This is a genomic window from Pseudarthrobacter sp. Hb11 (genome assembly GCF_059383655.1).
This window is the reverse complement of sequence record NZ_JBWZCM010000010.1, coordinates 81,354-96,044: the sequence shown is the minus strand read 5'-3', so window position 1 is coordinate 96,044 and position 14,691 is coordinate 81,354. Positions and strand designations below refer to the sequence as shown.

Annotated in this window: 17 protein-coding genes; 10 read left to right on the top strand and 7 right to left on the bottom strand. The window is 63.9% G+C overall.

The window, feature by feature from the left end; translation table 11 throughout:
- Window positions 1-68: 68 nt before the first annotated feature.
- From pxpA to AC50X7_RS14110, 7 genes are all read left to right on the top strand, one after another.
- Window positions 69-833 carry a 5-oxoprolinase subunit PxpA gene (gene pxpA / locus AC50X7_RS14140; RefSeq protein ID WP_494979594.1) on the top strand — a complete coding sequence of 255 codons (765 nt, stop codon included), beginning with the start codon at window positions 69-71 and terminating at the stop codon, window positions 831-833.
- Between the two features lie 13 nt (window positions 834-846).
- Window positions 847-1,086: an acetyl-CoA carboxylase gene (locus AC50X7_RS14135; RefSeq protein WP_307096277.1), complete on the top strand. Its 240-nt coding sequence runs from the start codon at window positions 847-849 to the stop codon at window positions 1,084-1,086.
- A 9-nt stretch (window positions 1,087-1,095) separates the two neighbouring features.
- Window positions 1,096-2,445, top strand: coding sequence for an acetyl-CoA carboxylase biotin carboxylase subunit (locus AC50X7_RS14130; RefSeq protein ID WP_494979593.1), 1,350 nt, complete (start codon window positions 1,096-1,098; stop codon window positions 2,443-2,445).
- Window positions 2,442-3,347, top strand: coding sequence for a 5-oxoprolinase subunit B family protein (locus AC50X7_RS14125; RefSeq protein WP_494979592.1), 906 nt, complete (start codon window positions 2,442-2,444; stop codon window positions 3,345-3,347). Before AC50X7_RS14130 ends, AC50X7_RS14125 begins: the two co-directional genes overlap by 4 nt.
- Complete coding sequence (locus AC50X7_RS14120) at window positions 3,337-4,335, top strand: 5-oxoprolinase subunit C family protein (RefSeq protein ID WP_494979591.1); 999 nt, start codon at window positions 3,337-3,339, stop codon at window positions 4,333-4,335. Before AC50X7_RS14125 ends, AC50X7_RS14120 begins: the two co-directional genes overlap by 11 nt.
- 110 nt (window positions 4,336-4,445) lie before the next feature.
- Window positions 4,446-5,294 carry an alpha/beta fold hydrolase gene (locus AC50X7_RS14115; protein ID WP_494979590.1) on the top strand — a complete coding sequence of 283 codons (849 nt, stop codon included), beginning with the start codon at window positions 4,446-4,448 and terminating at the stop codon, window positions 5,292-5,294.
- A gap of 143 nt (window positions 5,295-5,437) precedes the next feature.
- Window positions 5,438-6,736 carry a hemolysin family protein gene (locus AC50X7_RS14110; protein ID WP_494979589.1) on the top strand — a complete coding sequence of 433 codons (1,299 nt, stop codon included), beginning with the start codon at window positions 5,438-5,440 and terminating at the stop codon, window positions 6,734-6,736.
- A gap of 37 nt (window positions 6,737-6,773) precedes the next feature.
- Here the strand turns inward: AC50X7_RS14110 and AC50X7_RS14105 are convergent, their stop codons facing one another.
- Window positions 6,774-7,964: a glycosyltransferase gene (locus tag AC50X7_RS14105; protein ID WP_494979588.1), complete on the bottom strand. Its 1,191-nt coding sequence runs from the start codon at window positions 7,962-7,964 to the stop codon at window positions 6,774-6,776.
- 16 nt (window positions 7,965-7,980) lie between these two features.
- Entirely contained in the window at window positions 7,981-9,030 is a 1,050-nt protein-coding gene (locus AC50X7_RS14100) for a helix-turn-helix transcriptional regulator (protein WP_494979587.1), read from the bottom strand.
- Window positions 9,031-9,150: 120 nt separating this feature from the next.
- On the opposite strand from AC50X7_RS14100, the gene AC50X7_RS14095 reads away from it, so the two are divergent.
- Together AC50X7_RS14095 and AC50X7_RS14090 are read left to right on the top strand one after the other, a co-directional pair.
- On the top strand, window positions 9,151-9,549 hold the full coding sequence (locus AC50X7_RS14095) for a DUF1304 domain-containing protein (RefSeq protein ID WP_494979586.1): 399 nt from the start codon (window positions 9,151-9,153) through the stop codon (window positions 9,547-9,549).
- 130 nt (window positions 9,550-9,679) lie between these two features.
- The gene (locus tag AC50X7_RS14090) at window positions 9,680-10,114 is read left to right on the top strand and encodes an ester cyclase (protein WP_494979585.1); all 435 of its coding nucleotides are present in this window, start codon (window positions 9,680-9,682) and stop codon (window positions 10,112-10,114) included.
- 110 nt (window positions 10,115-10,224) lie between these two features.
- On the opposite strand, the gene AC50X7_RS14085 is transcribed toward AC50X7_RS14090, so the two are convergent.
- The 3 genes from AC50X7_RS14085 to AC50X7_RS14075 form a co-directional block, all read right to left on the bottom strand.
- Window positions 10,225-10,866 carry an excalibur calcium-binding domain-containing protein gene (locus AC50X7_RS14085; protein WP_494979584.1) on the bottom strand — a complete coding sequence of 214 codons (642 nt, stop codon included), beginning with the start codon at window positions 10,864-10,866 and terminating at the stop codon, window positions 10,225-10,227.
- A 137-nt stretch (window positions 10,867-11,003) separates the two neighbouring features.
- Window positions 11,004-12,110, bottom strand: a complete 1,107-nt coding sequence (locus AC50X7_RS14080; protein ID WP_494979583.1) for a GmrSD restriction endonuclease domain-containing protein — start codon at window positions 12,108-12,110, stop codon at window positions 11,004-11,006.
- 373 nt (window positions 12,111-12,483) lie between these two features.
- Window positions 12,484-12,864, bottom strand: a complete 381-nt coding sequence (locus AC50X7_RS14075) for a VOC family protein (protein ID WP_307096301.1) — start codon at window positions 12,862-12,864, stop codon at window positions 12,484-12,486.
- A gap of 319 nt (window positions 12,865-13,183) precedes the next feature.
- Here AC50X7_RS14075 and AC50X7_RS14070 point away from each other — a divergent pair, with 319 nt between their 5' ends.
- Window positions 13,184-13,798: a TMEM175 family protein gene (locus AC50X7_RS14070; protein ID WP_494979582.1), complete on the top strand. Its 615-nt coding sequence runs from the start codon at window positions 13,184-13,186 to the stop codon at window positions 13,796-13,798.
- A 74-nt stretch (window positions 13,799-13,872) separates the two neighbouring features.
- Here AC50X7_RS14070 and AC50X7_RS14065 read toward each other — a convergent pair whose 3' ends face one another.
- Both AC50X7_RS14065 and AC50X7_RS14060 read right to left on the bottom strand, forming a co-directional pair.
- Window positions 13,873-14,052 (bottom strand): hypothetical protein, encoded by a 180-nt coding sequence (locus tag AC50X7_RS14065; protein WP_494979581.1) that lies wholly within the window; start codon window positions 14,050-14,052, stop codon window positions 13,873-13,875.
- A gap of 93 nt (window positions 14,053-14,145) precedes the next feature.
- Window positions 14,146-14,682 (bottom strand): proteasome activator, encoded by a 537-nt coding sequence (locus AC50X7_RS14060; RefSeq protein WP_494979580.1) that lies wholly within the window; start codon window positions 14,680-14,682, stop codon window positions 14,146-14,148.
- Between the last annotated feature and the right edge of the window lie 9 nt (window positions 14,683-14,691).

Here is a 14,691-nt window from a genome sequence, read left to right as displayed (position 1 = left end):
ATCCGCCTCTTCAGATTCGGCGATCTGCCCAATTCCCGCCGGGTCATCGCCTCTGTACCGTTGCCTGCATGCAGACTAATGTGACGGAAACCACGGCTGCCAAGGTGCTCCTGAATTCGGACCTGGGCGAAGGATTCGGATTGCACGAGTTCGGCAACGACGTTGCCCTGATGGAAATCATCGACGTCGCCAACGTCGCCTGCGGCTATCACGCCGGGGACCCGGATGTCATGAACCGGACCGTAGCCCTTGCCGCTGAACACGGCGTTGCCGTCGGGGCCCATCCCGGGCTGCCTGATCCCATGGGGTTCGGCCGCCGTCGCATGGTCCTCACCGCCGAGGAGGTTGAGTCGATCATCCTGTATCAGACGGGAGCGTTGACCGCCTTCCTGGCGAAGAACGGGCTGTCCCTTAACCACATCAAGCCCCACGGCGCCCTTTACGGCATGCTCGCCGGAGACGAAGACCTGATGCAGGCGGCCGCCGGAACAGCGAAGCAGTTCGGTGTTCCGTTCTACGGCCTGGCAGGCACTGCCCATGAATCCGTATGCCGTGCCCTGGGTGTGGAGTTCGTTGCGGAACTGTACGTTGACCTCAACTACGGCCCGGCCGGCGAGCTCCTCATCCAGCGGCGGCCCGCGCCCACAGACCCCGGCGTCGCCGCAGAACGCGTCAGCCGGGCGGTGGCAGGCGAGCCCGTGCCTGCCATTGACGGCACTCCCCTGAACATCACGTTCCAAAGCATCTGCGTCCATTCCGATGCTCCCAATGCCGTCGCCGTTGCCTCCGCCGTACGCAAGGCACTCAACTCACCCCGACCCACCCACTCCTGAAAGCGAGCACCACATGGCCACGATCGTTTCTCCCCTTCCCGGAGTCTTCTACCGCAAGCCCGGACCGGGCAAACCCCCCTTCGCCAATGAAGGCGACACCATCGAAGTCGGCCAGACCATCGGCATTGTGGAAATCATGAAGCAGTTCACCGAGATCCAATCCGACGTTGCCGGGACCCTTGAATCCTTCAAAGTCAACGAGGGCGACATGGTCAACCCCGGCGACTCCATTGTCGTCATCAGGGAAGGATAAAGGCAGCCCATGAAATTGTTCATTGCCAACCGTGGCGAGATCGCCGTGCGGATCGCCCGGACCGCCCGCCAGATGGGAATTGAAACCGTCCTGGGGGTCAGCGAGCCCGATGCGGAATCACTGGCTGCCCGGTCAGCCGACCACTACGTGGTGGTCGGCCCAGCCCAGGCAGCCGCCAGCTACCTCAACCAGGATGCCCTGGTTGCCGCCGCGAAGGAGCAAGGGTGCGACGCTGTGCACCCGGGCTACGGCTTCCTCTCGGAAAATGCCGACTTCGCCCGGAAGGTGGCAGACGCCGGCCTGACGTGGGTGGGCCCGAATGCGGACACCATCGCCATGATGGGCAACAAATCCCTGGCACGGGAATCGGCAGCCAAGGCCGGCGTCCCCGTGCTCCGGGGATCAGATGGCCCCTTGGATCCGCAAGCAGACGCCGTGGAAATTGCCCGCGGCACCGGTTACCCCTTGGTGGTGAAGGCTTCCGCCGGAGGCGGCGGCAGGGGCATCCGCTTCGTGCACGACGAAAGCGAGCTCCTGGCGACCATCGAGATGGCCCGGGGCGAAGCCGCTGCTGTCTTCGGTGACTCCACTGTTTACCTGGAACGGTTCGTGGAGCATGCCCGCCACGTTGAAGTGCAGGTCCTTGGTGACGGGACCAACTTTATCCATCTGGGTGACCGCGACTGTTCAATGCAGCGGCGTTCCCAGAAAGTGTTGGAGGAAGCACCGGCTCCCGACCTCCCGGAGGCCGTCCGAACCACCATTCGGGAGTCGTCCGTGGCTCTTGCCCGCGAATGCGGCTACCACGGTGCGGGGACGGTGGAGTTCCTGTACGACCCCGTCAACCACGAGGCGGCGTTCATCGAAATGAACACGCGCATCCAGGTGGAGCACCCCATCACAGAGGAGATCACCGGCGTGGACCTGGTCCGCGAGCAGCTACTCATAGCCTACACCGGATCCATGTCCATTTCCCAGGACGATGTGCGCTTTACCGGCCACGCCATTGAATGCCGCATCAATGCGGAAGACCCCAGTCAGCACTTCTTTCCCAGCCCGGGCGTCATCCAGTCGCTGGCGTGGCCATCAGGTAATGGAGTACGGGTGGACAGCGGAGTCGAAAGTGGCTCCGTTGTGAGCCCGTACTACGACTCCCTCCTGGCCAAGCTGATCGTCCACGCCCCCGACCGGGATGCCGCCATCGCGGCCACGCTGACGGCTTTGGAACAAACGCAGATCGAAGGCGTTAAAACCACCGTTCCCGTCCATATGGCGCTCCTGGCACGGCCTGAATTCGCCGACGTCAACCACCACTCCAAGTTCATCGAAACCACACCCGACCTGTTGGGGGCAAAATGACCAGCGAAGCGGCCGTCCTCCCCGGTGCGCGCTACACCTGGGGCGGGGACGAATTCCTGTTCGTGGAAGTCTCCGAGGCCATGAGCCTGCCGGCGAATTTCAAAGTAATGTCCATCGCGGGCAGGCTCTCCGAGGCCCAGCTTTCGGGGATTGTGGACATCTGCCCCGCCAATGCCTCCCTGCTGGTGCGGTTCGATCCTGACGTCCTGCCTCCGGAACAACTGGAAACGGCTGTGCGTGACATCGAGCGCGACCTGATGAACCATCAGGAGCGGGCCCTGGAAACCAGGATCATTGAAGTGCCGGTCTGGTACGAGGATCCGTTCACCGCCGAAGTGGCGCAGCGGTTCCGCGAGGGTTTCCACCAGGAGCCCGGCGGCAGCGACATCGACTACGCCGCCAAAGTTAACCACCTCGAAGGTGCTGCCGAGTTCATCCAGCGGCACCACGAGCAGCCATGGCTGGTTTCCATGGTTGGCTTCGTGGCCGGGCTTCCGTTCCTGTTCCAACTGGTGGACCGGGACAAGCAACTGGAGGTACCCAAATACCTCAGCCCGCGGACCGACACACCCAAACTCACAGTGGGGCACGGAGGATGCTTTGGCTGCATCTATTCCGTCCGCGGCGCCGGCGGATACCAGATGTTCGGCGTGGCCGCCGCCCCCATTTTTGATCCTGCCCAGTCCCTGGAAGACTTCGCTGATTTTATGGTGTTTTTCCGCCCGGGAGACATCGTCAAATTCAAGCCCGTCAACGAGGCCGAATACAACGCAATCCAGGCAGACATTTCCGCAGGGACCTTCCGCTACCGGCAGGCGCCCGTGACCTTTGAGCTGTCCAAGGCACTGGCGGACCCCGAAGCCTACAACCGTGAACTCCTGGAGGCCCTCAATGGCATTTGAAATTGCGAACCCCGGCCTGGCCACCACCGTCCAGGACCAGGGGCGTACGGGCCACTACAACGTGGGTATCCCGCAAAGCGGGTCCATGGACCAATACTCAGCTGAACTCGGAAACGCCCTGGTGGGAAACACAGCACGGGAAGCTGTCCTGGAGTGCACATACCTCGGCCCCGTGCTGACCACCGACAACGATGTGGCCATCGCCATCACGGGGGCCCCTGTGGAGGTGAAGGTCAATGGGGAGTCACGGCCCGAATGGACCCGGCTGAGCCTCAGGGCCGGCGATGAGCTCTCGTTCGGTGTCATCAAGGGCGGCACACGCTATTACATCGCCGTCCAAGGCGGCATCGACGTGCCGGAGGTACTGGGAAGCCGGTCTACGTACGGGCTCGGGGGGATCGGTGGATTCAAGGGCCGCAAGCTCGAGGCGGGCGACGTCGTTCCCGTGGGCGCACCTCTCAACAATGGAAAGCTGCCGTCGGCAGAAACCATTCCTGAGGAATTCCGGCCCGTGTACGCAAAGGCGCAGGAAGTCCGCCTTGTCCTGGGTTTGTACGATCACCGGCTCACGGACGAGGGACTGGAGAATTTGCTCAACGAGGAATGGAAAGTGACCCCGGTGGCTGACCGGATGGGGCTGCGCTACTCCGGCCCGGGGGTTAAATGGAAAGAACGGGAACAGCCCTTCGGCGCCGGGTCGGACCCCTCCAACATCGTGGACGCAGGGTACGCCGTGGGGTCAATCCAAATCCCCGGCGGGACCCAGCCCATCATCCTGCACCGTGATGCAGTCTCTGGTGGGGGCTACGCGATGGTGGGCACTGTCATCAGTGCTGATATGGACCTGGTGGCCAGAGCGGCCCCCGGGACAGCAACGAAGTTTGTGGCTGTCAGCCAAGCGGATGCCCTCGCGGCGCGCAGGGAACTTGCTGAGCTCAAGGGCAAGGCATGGGCAGCGGTAAGCGCAAGCCCGTTGAATCTCAGGTGATCTTTTCGTGCGCCGCGGCGGCACGAACCCGGACCGGTCTCCATGCTCCATACCCCTGCGCTGCGGCCTATTAACTCCCGGGCTTACGCCGGATAGCTTAGGCTGTGCCGATGGACAGGTGGAAGGAAAGGCGGCGAACGGTCCCTTCCCAGGGGGCGGAACTGGCAGTCTTCGAATACGGCCCGGACCCGTCACCGGATACCCCTACCCTGCTCCTGGTCCACGGCTACCCGGATGACCACCGCGTGTACCTCCCGCTCATTCGTGAACTGGCGGAGACTTGCCACGTGATTGCTTATGACACCCGCAATGCGGGGTCCTCATTTACAACGGGCAAGCCGGGGAGCTTTGTGCTGCAGGTCCTGGTGGATGACTTGTATGCAGTCCTGGCCGCAACGCAGGCCTCTTCAGCTCACCTCGTGGGCCACGACTGGGGGTCCATCCAGGGATGGGCAGCTGTCCAGGATCCTCGTGCCGCCGGGAGAATCAGCCGCTTCACCAGTGTGTCTGGCCCGGACCTGGGGCATTTTTCCTGCTGGCTGCGTAAACGGCGGAGCCACCCGCGCGGTTGGGCACAGCTGGTGGGGCAGCTCCTGCGCAGCCATTACGTTGCCGTCTTCCAAATTCCGGTACTGCCGGAAGCACTTTGGCGCCTTGTTTTCACCGGCATTTACGAGAGGGCAGCCGGGCGCCCGGTGGGCAACAACCCCGTGCGGGGGCTTGCTCTTTACCGGGCAAATCTCCACGCCGGACGTCAACCACCGTCGCGGATATCGGTTCCTGTCCATGTGGTGGTCCCGGTCAAAGACCCGTTCCTTACCCCGGCTCTGGTTGACGGTCTGGAGGAGTGGGTGCCGAAGCTTAAGGTGACGAACGTAAATGCCGGGCACTGGTGGCCGGAAACCCACGCCCCCGACTTTGCAAAGTTGCTGCAGGAATCCCGGGAGGGCATCACATGACGGAGTTCGAGGGTCAGGGTATGTCTTTAACCGCCTCGCTGTGGCCCCGCCGCGATGGCCGGCAGCGCAGCAGCGGCAGCACCCTCGGAAGAAGTGGTTGCATCCACCAACGGCGAGGCCCCGCCATTCGGTAGTGTCTGTCCATGGACGGCGATACCCTGCTGAATTTTCTGTTGGTTCTCTTTTTTGTGCTGCTGGGCGGGGTGTTCGCCGGCACGGAAATGGCACTGGTTTCCCTCCGCGAAAGCCAGGTGCGCCGGATGGAGAAGTCTGGGAAGCGTGGCGCCCGTATCGCAGCGCTCGCGGGTAACCCCAACCGGTTCCTCTCCACCGTCCAGATCGGCGTCACGCTCTCCGGCTTCTTCTCGGCAGCCTACGGCGCATCCACCATTGCGCCCGACGTCGAACCCCTCCTCGCAGGCATCGGCTTCGGCGCCGCAGCCGAACCCCTCTCCTTCATCGGCATGACCTTGCTGGTGGCCTACCTCTCCCTGGTGCTCGGGGAACTGGTGCCCAAACGGCTTGCCATGCAAAGCGCCGTCGGCTTCACTAAAGTCCTCGCCCCTCCCCTGGGCGTCCTCTCCGAAATCATGCGTCCCGCCGTCTGGTTGCTATCAGTGTCCACGGACGCCGTCGTGAGGCTCTTCGGCGGCGACCCGAACGCAAAGCAGGAGAGCGTCAGCTCGGAAGAACTCTGGGACATGGTGGCCGAAAGCGACATGCTGGAAGAAGACAGCCGCAGCATCCTCTCGGACGTCTTCGGCGCCGGGGAGCGCTCCCTGCAGGAAGTCATGCGCCCGCGCACCGACGTAACGTTCATCAACGGCAACCTCAGCATCGCCGAGGCGTTCAGCATGGTCAGGGACGGCCCATTTTCGCGTTATCCCGTGATCGACAAAACGCCCGACGACGTCCTTGGCTTCATCCACGTCCGTGACCTCGTGCCGCGGGACGGGAAGCACGACGACGGACAGGTCCGTGATATCGCCCGGGAGATCCTCCCGCTGCCGGGCACCAACAAGGTGGTGCCGTCACTGCAGCGCATGCGCAGGCTGGGCCAGCACATCGCGCTGGTCGTGGACGAATACGGCGGCACAGACGGCATCGTCACGTTGGAAGACCTGGTTGAAGAACTGGTCGGGGAAATTTACGACGAGTACGACGCCGGCGAGGACCCCGAGGACCGCGTCACCAAAGGCGACGGTTCAATCGACGTCGCCGGCGGGCTCATCCTTCAGGAGTTTGCGTCGGCGTCCGGCATCGAACTGCCGGAGGGGCACTACGAGACGGTGGCCGGGTTCGTCATTGACCGGCTGGGCAGGCTTCCCCGGACGGGCGACAGCGTGGAGGCGGACGGCCACACCCTGACGGTTACTGCCATGGACCGGCTGCGGATCGCCCGCATCCGGGTGACGCCGAAGGACGGGCAACCACACTCCTGATCCCGCTGGTCATGCTCGTTTTCAAAACTGTGAGCGCTTATGAGCCAGCCAGGTTCTCCAGGACATCAAGCGCGACGGCGGTCCCGTCCTCTTTCCGCAAGCGCTCGCCAACCTGCGCGGCCCGGTCCCGGCATCCCGCTGACTCGGCGAGGGCAGCCGTCAGCCGGTCCTTGGCGAGCCTCCTGTACGGAATGGGCTTCGGTGCCAGGCCTTGGCGGTGCAGGAGGTTGCCCCAGAACGGCTGGTCGGCAATGAAGGGCACCACCACGGACGGAATACCAGCCCGGGCAACGGCGTGGACGGTCCCCGCCCCGCCGTGGTGAATGCCGGCCGCAGCCCTCGGTAGGACAAGATGGTGGGGCACCGACTCCCTGACCAGCACATCGGCCCCGGCTTCCTGGTGAACGTTCAGGCCTCCCCACCCCTCTGCCACCAGAATGTTCAGTCCGTTCCTGCGCGCTGCCTCGATAACTGTCTCGCTCCGTTCCCTGGCGTCGCCGGCCTTCATGGAACCGAAGCCCGCATATACAAAGTCGCCGGCGTCCATGAAGTCCTCTAGCTCCCTGTCTTTATCCGCGTGCGTGGGCCTGGCGGCCCAGTGGCCCGTGAGGTGGGTTGTTTCGGGCCAGTCCGATGGGCGCGGCAAGAGGTGGGGACTAACGGGGACCATTGAGAAGCGTGTTCCAGCCCTCCGTTTGGTTCCGGCAGGCAGCATCTTCAGCGCCGTCTTCAGCTCATTCCTGAACATCAAGGGACCGGCCTTAGCCACACCGTAGGTGGCACGGTTCAGCGGACCCAGGCTCGCCACACTCGAAAGCGGCGCGGCGAACTCCCGTGTGGGGGTGAGTGGAACGGTCTCGACGATAACGGCCGGAACCCCAAGGCTCTCGGCAGCAATCGGCGCACTGAAAACTTTCGGGTGGTACACCACAACATCCGGCGAGAAGGCCACAACGTGCTCCACAGCGGCGAGCAGCATCCGGCCCATTGCAGGCCGCATCACGGTTCGGAATGATTTTGCGGCGGCCCGCGGAGACACCCCCTGGTCGCCAATGAGCTGCGCGAAATCCATGCGCAGGCTGACCGTATCCAGGTTCGCCGCGTCCGCCCCGGAGTTGTCCGGAACGGCGATCAGGATCTGGTGCCCCCTTGCCTTGCCGGCCCGTGCCAGTGCCAGAAAGGGCTCGACGTCGCCGCGTGTCCCCGCGGTCAGCAGCAGGATCTTCATATTGCAGCCCGGGCCGTCATGCCACCAGCCTCGCCACCAGCTCGCCGCGGCTGCCCACGCCCACCTTCTCGTACAGCGACTTCAGGTGATCGTGCACCGTATGAGGTGAGATGAACAGGTGCCGGGCGATGTCCGCCGTCGGATTCCCTGACAGTACCTCCAGGCAGACCTCCCGCTCCCGGGCGGTGACCCCGTAGGCCAGGAGCAGCAGGGCGGCGAGATCGTGCGTGGTGGCCGGTTCCACGGTAACCACCATCTGCTCCGGGTCGTCGCCAGTGATCAGGCGGCTGGCCTGGAGCACCACCCAGTTGTTTCCGGCGTCACGCATCCGGGCCCGCGCCGTTCCCGACGCCGCAGCGTGCGCCTGCGCAACTACGGAATGCAGCGTCATGCTGAACCGGCCTGGATCCGCTTCCTCCACCTCGGCGAGCCAGGTTGCCGCGGCGGGCGTGGCCGCCCGTAGCTCGCCGTGCAGCCCCGCCAGGACAATTACGGGCCCGACGGCGGCCGGCCCCGTTTGGTGCCCAACGCGTACGGCGATCCTGGTCGCCGCTGCCAGCGTCGCCGCCACTGCGGCCAAAAACTCCACCTCGCGGTCCGTGAAGTCACGGCCGGCTTCCCGGAAGATGCTGCCAACTCCCCAGCAGGCGTCGTCCACCCGAAAGGCCGCACGGAGCTCGTGTTCCAGGCCTTGCGGCTTGAGCAGCGCGTTGATCCGGACGCTGCGGACCACCTCCCGGTGCGGGGCATCGGACATTCTGGCGATGGGCTGCGGGCGCTTGAGAAGCTGAGCGAACGTGTTCGGTTCCTGACCCGTGTATTCGGTCTCGGCGAAGCGGGCCGAGTATTCCTCGTACTCCGCCTGGCCCACCGGCCACGGCCGCCAGTTGGTCACGGATGTCATCGCCAGGGAGTCAGGATCGACGGCGGCCCAGCAGCCCTGTTCGAACGGCACCTGCTGCTGCACCAGGGCGAGCGCCGAGGCGTGCAGGTCGGCCAGGTTTACACCGCTGGCGGCCAGGGCGGCGATGTCCCGCCGGGCACGCTCAGCGCGCTCCTCCCACATACGACCAGTATCCGCCTGATGGGCAAGCCCGCAATCCCCCGAAGTGGGGATTCCCCAAGCACCGCGGAACCCCTGGTAAGGGGATCGTGGCCGGGGGCGCCGGCGTCGTACTTTTTCCTTATGAACGCCGTATCCCAGATTTTCGCGGTACTTGCCGCCGTGATCTACATCGGGGTGTTCCCGCTGGAGAGCTTTCTGATGCACCGGCCGGCGGCGCAGAAGTTCCTGAGCACACCACCGCAGAACGTTCCGGCCGTGATGATGTGGGCCATCCCCACCGGGTTCCGCAACCTGGTAATCGGGCTGGGAGTCCTGGCCGGGGTGGTGGCGGTGAACATGGGTTACCTGGTGGTGGGCTACACCCTGGTGATCTACTGCTGCGCGAACATGGTGCTGACCGCTCCGGCCATGCTCCTGGCGGACATGCAGGGCCACTACCCGAAGAGGGGCGACAGCATCCCGGGCACTATCGGCGCCACGGTGCCGGCCCTGATTGCGCTGGTAGCGATGCCGTTCTGAAGGGGCAGCACGGCTCGTTGACAGTGCTCCGCGGCGGTCGTGTACTTAACCTGGCTCCAGCATCAGCAGAAGCCAATCCCCGAAGCGGCCCCCGCTTCCGTGAGGCCGCCCCAGAGAAGTGGAGGTCACGATGGGACAGGCACGTGACGTTATGGACCGGCTAACCACGGCCATAACAACAAAAGATACAGAGGCGCTGAAGGCGTGTTACGCCGCCGACGCCGTAACTCGCACGCCTGATCAGGGCGAGATCACGGGACGAGACGCGATTTGTAACTACTTCCTTGAGTTTTTTGAGGCTTTTCCGGACGTCAATTATGAGTCGTCCGAAAAGAACGAGGCCGGAAATACGGCGTTCGATGAGGGATTGATCACCGGAACCCACACCGGACCGATGAAATTACCCTCCGGCGAAACCCTTCCGGCAACGGGCAAACAGATCAGGGTCAGGAGCTGCGACATCGCCGATGTGGAGTCGGGCGAGATCACCTCTCATCGAATCTACTTTGACCAGATGGAATTCATGGGACAGCTTGGACTGATGCGCGAGTTGTCCTCGCACTAACGGGCTGTACGCCAAAAAACGAAAGATGCCGCGGACACCCTGCGAGGGGTTTCCACGGCATCTTGTCTATGGGTTACTCATTAGACGATGCGTCTGTTGGGTGATGGACCCTACTTGTCACACCCGATGCCGTCGCGGTCCCTGTCGAGGTGCGTTCCATAGCCTGGCGTGCCGGAATACACCGGCGCTGCTCCTGCTGCCCGCGCTGCAGCGCAATTGGGGTAGTAGGCCGCTGCCGGTGCTGGCACGACGGGGGCGGGAGCTGGTGCCGGTGCGGGAACAAGCTTGGGAGCCGGTGCCGGTACGGGTGCCGGCTTCGCAGCTGCCGCCGCTGCGGCCCGCTCGGCGGCCAGTTTTGCTGCCGCCCGGTCAGCGGCTGCCTTGTCCGCAGCCACCTTGTCTGCCGCTACCTTCGCGGCCTTTGCGGCCGCGGCTGCCTTAGCGGCAGCTTTGTCTGCCACGGCCTTTTCAGCAGCGGCCTTCTCCTCCGCGATCCTTTCAAGGGACTTGACGCCGAGGTGCACGGTGGAACCCTCAGCCACACTCGCGCCGTCCGCCGGGTCCTGGGACATCACCAGCCAGTTCTTCTTGAGCATGATCGACTTGCCGTCGACGATGTCCACTGCCTCGACCTCGAACCCGAGATCTTCCAGCTGTTCCGTGGCCTTATCCAAAGTCAGGCTAACGACGTCGGGAACCGTAACAACCTCTGCAACTGCCGCAACAGCAGTTGCGGTTTCTGTCGGCTGCACTGCCGCCTGCTTGCTGCCGCAACCGGTCAGCATGAGGCCGGTCAACACAACTAATGTCAGCGTTTTTTCAATTTTCCCCCTAGGAAATGGTTGTGATGGTGATGCAGTAGGGCGTGGAAGCCCCAAGACTTTGGGTGCTACTCGCAGGCGACGCCGTCGGAATCGCGGTCCAGCCTGGCGCGGTAGCCTGCCTGCCCGGCGAAAAGCGGTGCGGCACCTGCAGCCCTGGCCGCCGCGCAGTTGGCGTAGTAGGCGGCTGCGGGGGCAGCCGGAACAGGGACAACGGGGGCCGGGGCCACCGGTGCGGGAGCCGCTGGAACCGGTGCCGGGGCCGCGGCAGCCGGAGCAGGAGCAGGAGCCGCCACTGGCGGTGCCGGCTCGGCAGCAGGCGCAGCAGCTGGTGCCTGCTGGTTGGTCGGTGCCAGCTGATCCGAGCAGCTGGCCAGGATCCTGGCCATCGCATCGTGCTCCGCCTGGGTGACCCACAAGCTGTAGGTCGCTTTCACCGAAATCTGCCGGGCGACATACTCGCACCGGAACCCCTTGTTCGGCGGCAACCAGGTGGCGGCGTCGCCGTCGCCCTTTTGCATGTTGGTGGGTCCGTCCGTTGCCTGCAGGTTCAGCGGATCATTGGCGAAGGCGATGCGCTGCTCCGTGGTCAGCTGCTGCGCGCCCTTCTGCCAGGCATCGCTGAGCGCGACAACATGGTCGATCTGGACCTTGCTGCTGCTGGCACTCCCCCGCAGGAAGCTGATGCTGGTGCCGGTGTACGGGTCCGCGAGGGTTCCGGACTGCACCTTGCAAGGGACACTGTTTGTGTAGGTGATCCCGGTCAGGTCGCGCTGCAGCATGTCGTTCCGGGCGTCGCAGCCGTTACGGTCAACGTCCGCCCACGCCTGCCCGAACAGCCCACGGTCATACCCCGTCTTCGGCGCCCGGCCCTTGATGGGGAGGGCTGCCAGCACGTTGATCGCCTTGGCGGCCAAGGCAGGCTGCGTCTTCGGAGCCGCCAACGCGGCGCCCTGGGCCACCACGGCGGTGGCCTCGGGATCCAGCGGGGCGCCCGTCTCCTGTGCAGTTGGAACGGACGACGGCGCCGGCGCCGCTTCCGCAATTGCGCTCGCCTTGGCAGGCGCGGCCGTAGCCGTGCTTTCTGATGCAGCCACCTCGAGTTCGGCAGCAAACACCTGCGGCAAGGTGACGGCGCCGGCGGTAAAGAGTGCAAAAACGAAGGCAAGTGCCACGGCCCCCGGCCTGCGCGGAGGCTTCGCTTTTTGCCCGGACACCGGAGATCGTCCTGATCCCGGAAGGGCCCCGTAGTCCGGCAATCTTTCCCCCATTAAAAATGGCCCGGCAAATAAGCCGGGCCTTTTGCTAAGCCGCATTGGTTATAGTTGGAGCCTATTTCCCCTAATGCGGGTGAACCGTGAAACTGCGGCAAAGCTGGGACAACATTGATGTCTTATTGATCCATTCTTGATGCGACTGGTCGCACTCCGAATCAGCAGCCCGCACAAGGGGCGGGCCAAGCGACGGCGGCGAGCGCCGGCGTCGTAATTTCCTTTGGACGGAAAAACCCGCGCGGGGACGATGCCCGCGCGGGCTGAGGACCGGTGGCTACGTGCGCTGGGTCAGGTTGAGGATGTTGCCTTCGCTGTCGAGGAACCAGGCGGCCTTGCCCCAATCACTGGTGGCAACGCCGTTTTCCGTCTTCAGGCCTGGCATGTCGTACTCTTCGAACGTGACACCTCGCCCCCGAAGTTCTTCCATCTCGCGTTCGAGGTTGTTCGTTTCCCAGCCCATCTGGGTGTTCTTGGCAGACCCCGCGTTATCTGTCTGGTAGACCAAAAAGGCGGTTCCGTTGCCGCAGCGGTACAGCAAGCTGTCCTCCTCCATGGACTCGGAAGATTCCAATCCCAGCTTGTCCCGATAAAACTCCTTGGCCCTGCTGATGTCCTTCGCGGGAAGGACAGCCATGAGTGCTGAGTCCTTGAGCATAGTGATTTCCTTTGTGCATTCGCTTTCGCATTGATGGCGATGCTCTCCCCATAAGGCAGTCCCGGATCAACACTGTCCGGGGCGCGTGGCCGCCCTTTCCGCCTTATGCCGGGCTGCCACCTGGGACTCTGAAGCGCCCCGCCAGCCATCATCGGCGCGAGGGTCCCCGAAGCGTATGTGCCCATTATGGAACTGTTTGGTGGCAACGGAAATAGGGGTCAGGTGCAGGTGCTCTTTCACCTAACTGCTGCCACCTCTAGAGTGTCGACAGGCTCAACTGCCGGAAGACACAGGACTCACCCCGGCGGAAGGAATTGCGGTGGATAAGTCAGTCCCACTTGAGCGCATGGTGTTCTTCAGCGATGCGGTCTTTGCCATCGCACTTACTCTACTGGCCCTGGACCTGAAACTGCCGGTGGGGATTCCGCCCGAGCACCTCAACGCCGAACTGATAGGCGCGCTCCCGGAGCTGTTCGCCTTTGTGCTGTCCTTCATCATCATCGCCCGCGTGTGGATGTCCCACCACACCGATTTTTTCCGCATCCGGGAATTCAGCTCGGGGCTGGCCTGGCTGAACATGTTGCTGCTGTTCTTCATCGTGATGCTGCCCGCCACCACGTCGGTGCTCAGCGACTACGGCGGAAATCCGAGTCCCTGGCCTAGTGCGCTGTACGCGGCGACGATTTCCGGCGTCTACCTCACCCTCGCCGGCATGTGGAGTTATGCCTGGCGCAAAGGGCTGACAGACGACACCGTGGACGACTACGAGCACCGGCGGGTGTTCCGGGGACGGTTGACGGCGCCGGCGGTGTTCCTTCTCAGCATTCCGGCCGCGTTTTTCCTCACCAGCAACACCCCGTATCTGTGGTTCCTGATCGTGCCCGCAGCCCTCATCTCCCGCCGTTTGTCAGGCCGCAAGGCGAACATGGGGTGATTCCTGCGGACACGCTAAAGGAGAGCTCGAGCGCTGCCGGCAGTCGCGATGTCTTCCGGTGGGCCCCGCTCCTCTTAGGACTTATCGCGGGCTTCCCGCAGGTGCTGCTCCAGCTTGGCCTCCGCATCCCGCCGGCGGTAGCCGATGGAGCGGGCCTGCTCAGCGGTGGGATGCCGGTGCTCCCGCTCCCCCACATGGTGATTCGCCCCGGTTACGGGCACGGCGTCATTGTCCACTTGGTTGTTATCACCCATACCGGATGGTCTCACACACACCTAGCGAGGCAACAGGCAACACCCTCCTAAAAAGCAATTGGGAGAAACCGCCCGGGGTGGAAAGCCGCAGCGTCAAAGGTACTGGCCCGGAAGCTCGACGTCGTTCTCCGGGTTCTGTTCCCGGCCGCTGCCTTGCCCCAGCGGCCCGTTGTCCAGCACCACGGTGGGCATGCCGCCGTGCGGATATTGCTGGAGATTTTCCAGTGGCTCCAACGCTTGCCGTGTTGCTGCCTGTTTCGCCGCGATGGTGGACTGGATGTCCTGCACCAGTCCCCCGATCCACCCGGAAAGCTGGGCCTGGCCGATCCGCAGCTCTTCCTCGGACGCCGAAGATGCACCGGTCAGCGGCTGCCATAACCGCTGCAGTTCCTCCGCCGGGCCCGGCGCGAGGCCGTCCTGGAGTTCCTCCACCGAGCGCTGATGGACGTGCGCCAGCCGGGCCCGGGCTTCGTCGTCGAGAGGTGCATTATGTACTTCGTCCAGGAGCCGGATGATGCTCGTTCCAATCCGCATCACTTTCGCCGGATCTTCGGCCAAGCGGCCGAGCGGGCTGCCGGCACTGCCCCCGGCACCGGGATCGGCGAGCGGGCCTTCAGGTCCGGCGGTCATGGTTGTTCC

Excerpts from the sequence above, each read along its gene's own strand:
- pxpA (WP_494979594.1), top strand. The coding sequence starts at position 69 with ATGCAGACTAATGTGACGGAAACCACGGCTGCCAAGGTGCTCCTGAAT.
- AC50X7_RS14135 (WP_307096277.1), top strand. The coding sequence starts at position 847 with ATGGCCACGATCGTTTCTCCCCTTCCCGGAGTCTTCTACCGCAAGCCC.
- AC50X7_RS14130 (WP_494979593.1), top strand. The coding sequence starts at position 1,096 with ATGAAATTGTTCATTGCCAACCGTGGCGAGATCGCCGTGCGGATCGCC.
- AC50X7_RS14125 (WP_494979592.1), top strand. The coding sequence starts at position 2,442 with ATGACCAGCGAAGCGGCCGTCCTCCCCGGTGCGCGCTACACCTGGGGC.
- AC50X7_RS14120 (WP_494979591.1), top strand. The coding sequence starts at position 3,337 with ATGGCATTTGAAATTGCGAACCCCGGCCTGGCCACCACCGTCCAGGAC.
- AC50X7_RS14115 (WP_494979590.1), top strand. The coding sequence starts at position 4,446 with ATGGACAGGTGGAAGGAAAGGCGGCGAACGGTCCCTTCCCAGGGGGCG.
- AC50X7_RS14110 (WP_494979589.1), top strand. The coding sequence starts at position 5,438 with ATGGACGGCGATACCCTGCTGAATTTTCTGTTGGTTCTCTTTTTTGTG.
- AC50X7_RS14105 (WP_494979588.1), bottom strand. The coding sequence starts at position 7,964 with ATGAAGATCCTGCTGCTGACCGCGGGGACACGCGGCGACGTCGAGCCC.
- AC50X7_RS14100 (WP_494979587.1), bottom strand. The coding sequence starts at position 9,030 with ATGTGGGAGGAGCGCGCTGAGCGTGCCCGGCGGGACATCGCCGCCCTG.
- AC50X7_RS14095 (WP_494979586.1), top strand. The coding sequence starts at position 9,151 with ATGAACGCCGTATCCCAGATTTTCGCGGTACTTGCCGCCGTGATCTAC.
- AC50X7_RS14090 (WP_494979585.1), top strand. The coding sequence starts at position 9,680 with ATGGGACAGGCACGTGACGTTATGGACCGGCTAACCACGGCCATAACA.
- AC50X7_RS14075 (WP_307096301.1), bottom strand. The coding sequence starts at position 12,864 with ATGCTCAAGGACTCAGCACTCATGGCTGTCCTTCCCGCGAAGGACATC.
- AC50X7_RS14065 (WP_494979581.1), bottom strand. The coding sequence starts at position 14,052 with ATGGGTGATAACAACCAAGTGGACAATGACGCCGTGCCCGTAACCGGG.
- AC50X7_RS14060 (WP_494979580.1), bottom strand. The coding sequence starts at position 14,682 with ATGACCGCCGGACCTGAAGGCCCGCTCGCCGATCCCGGTGCCGGGGGC.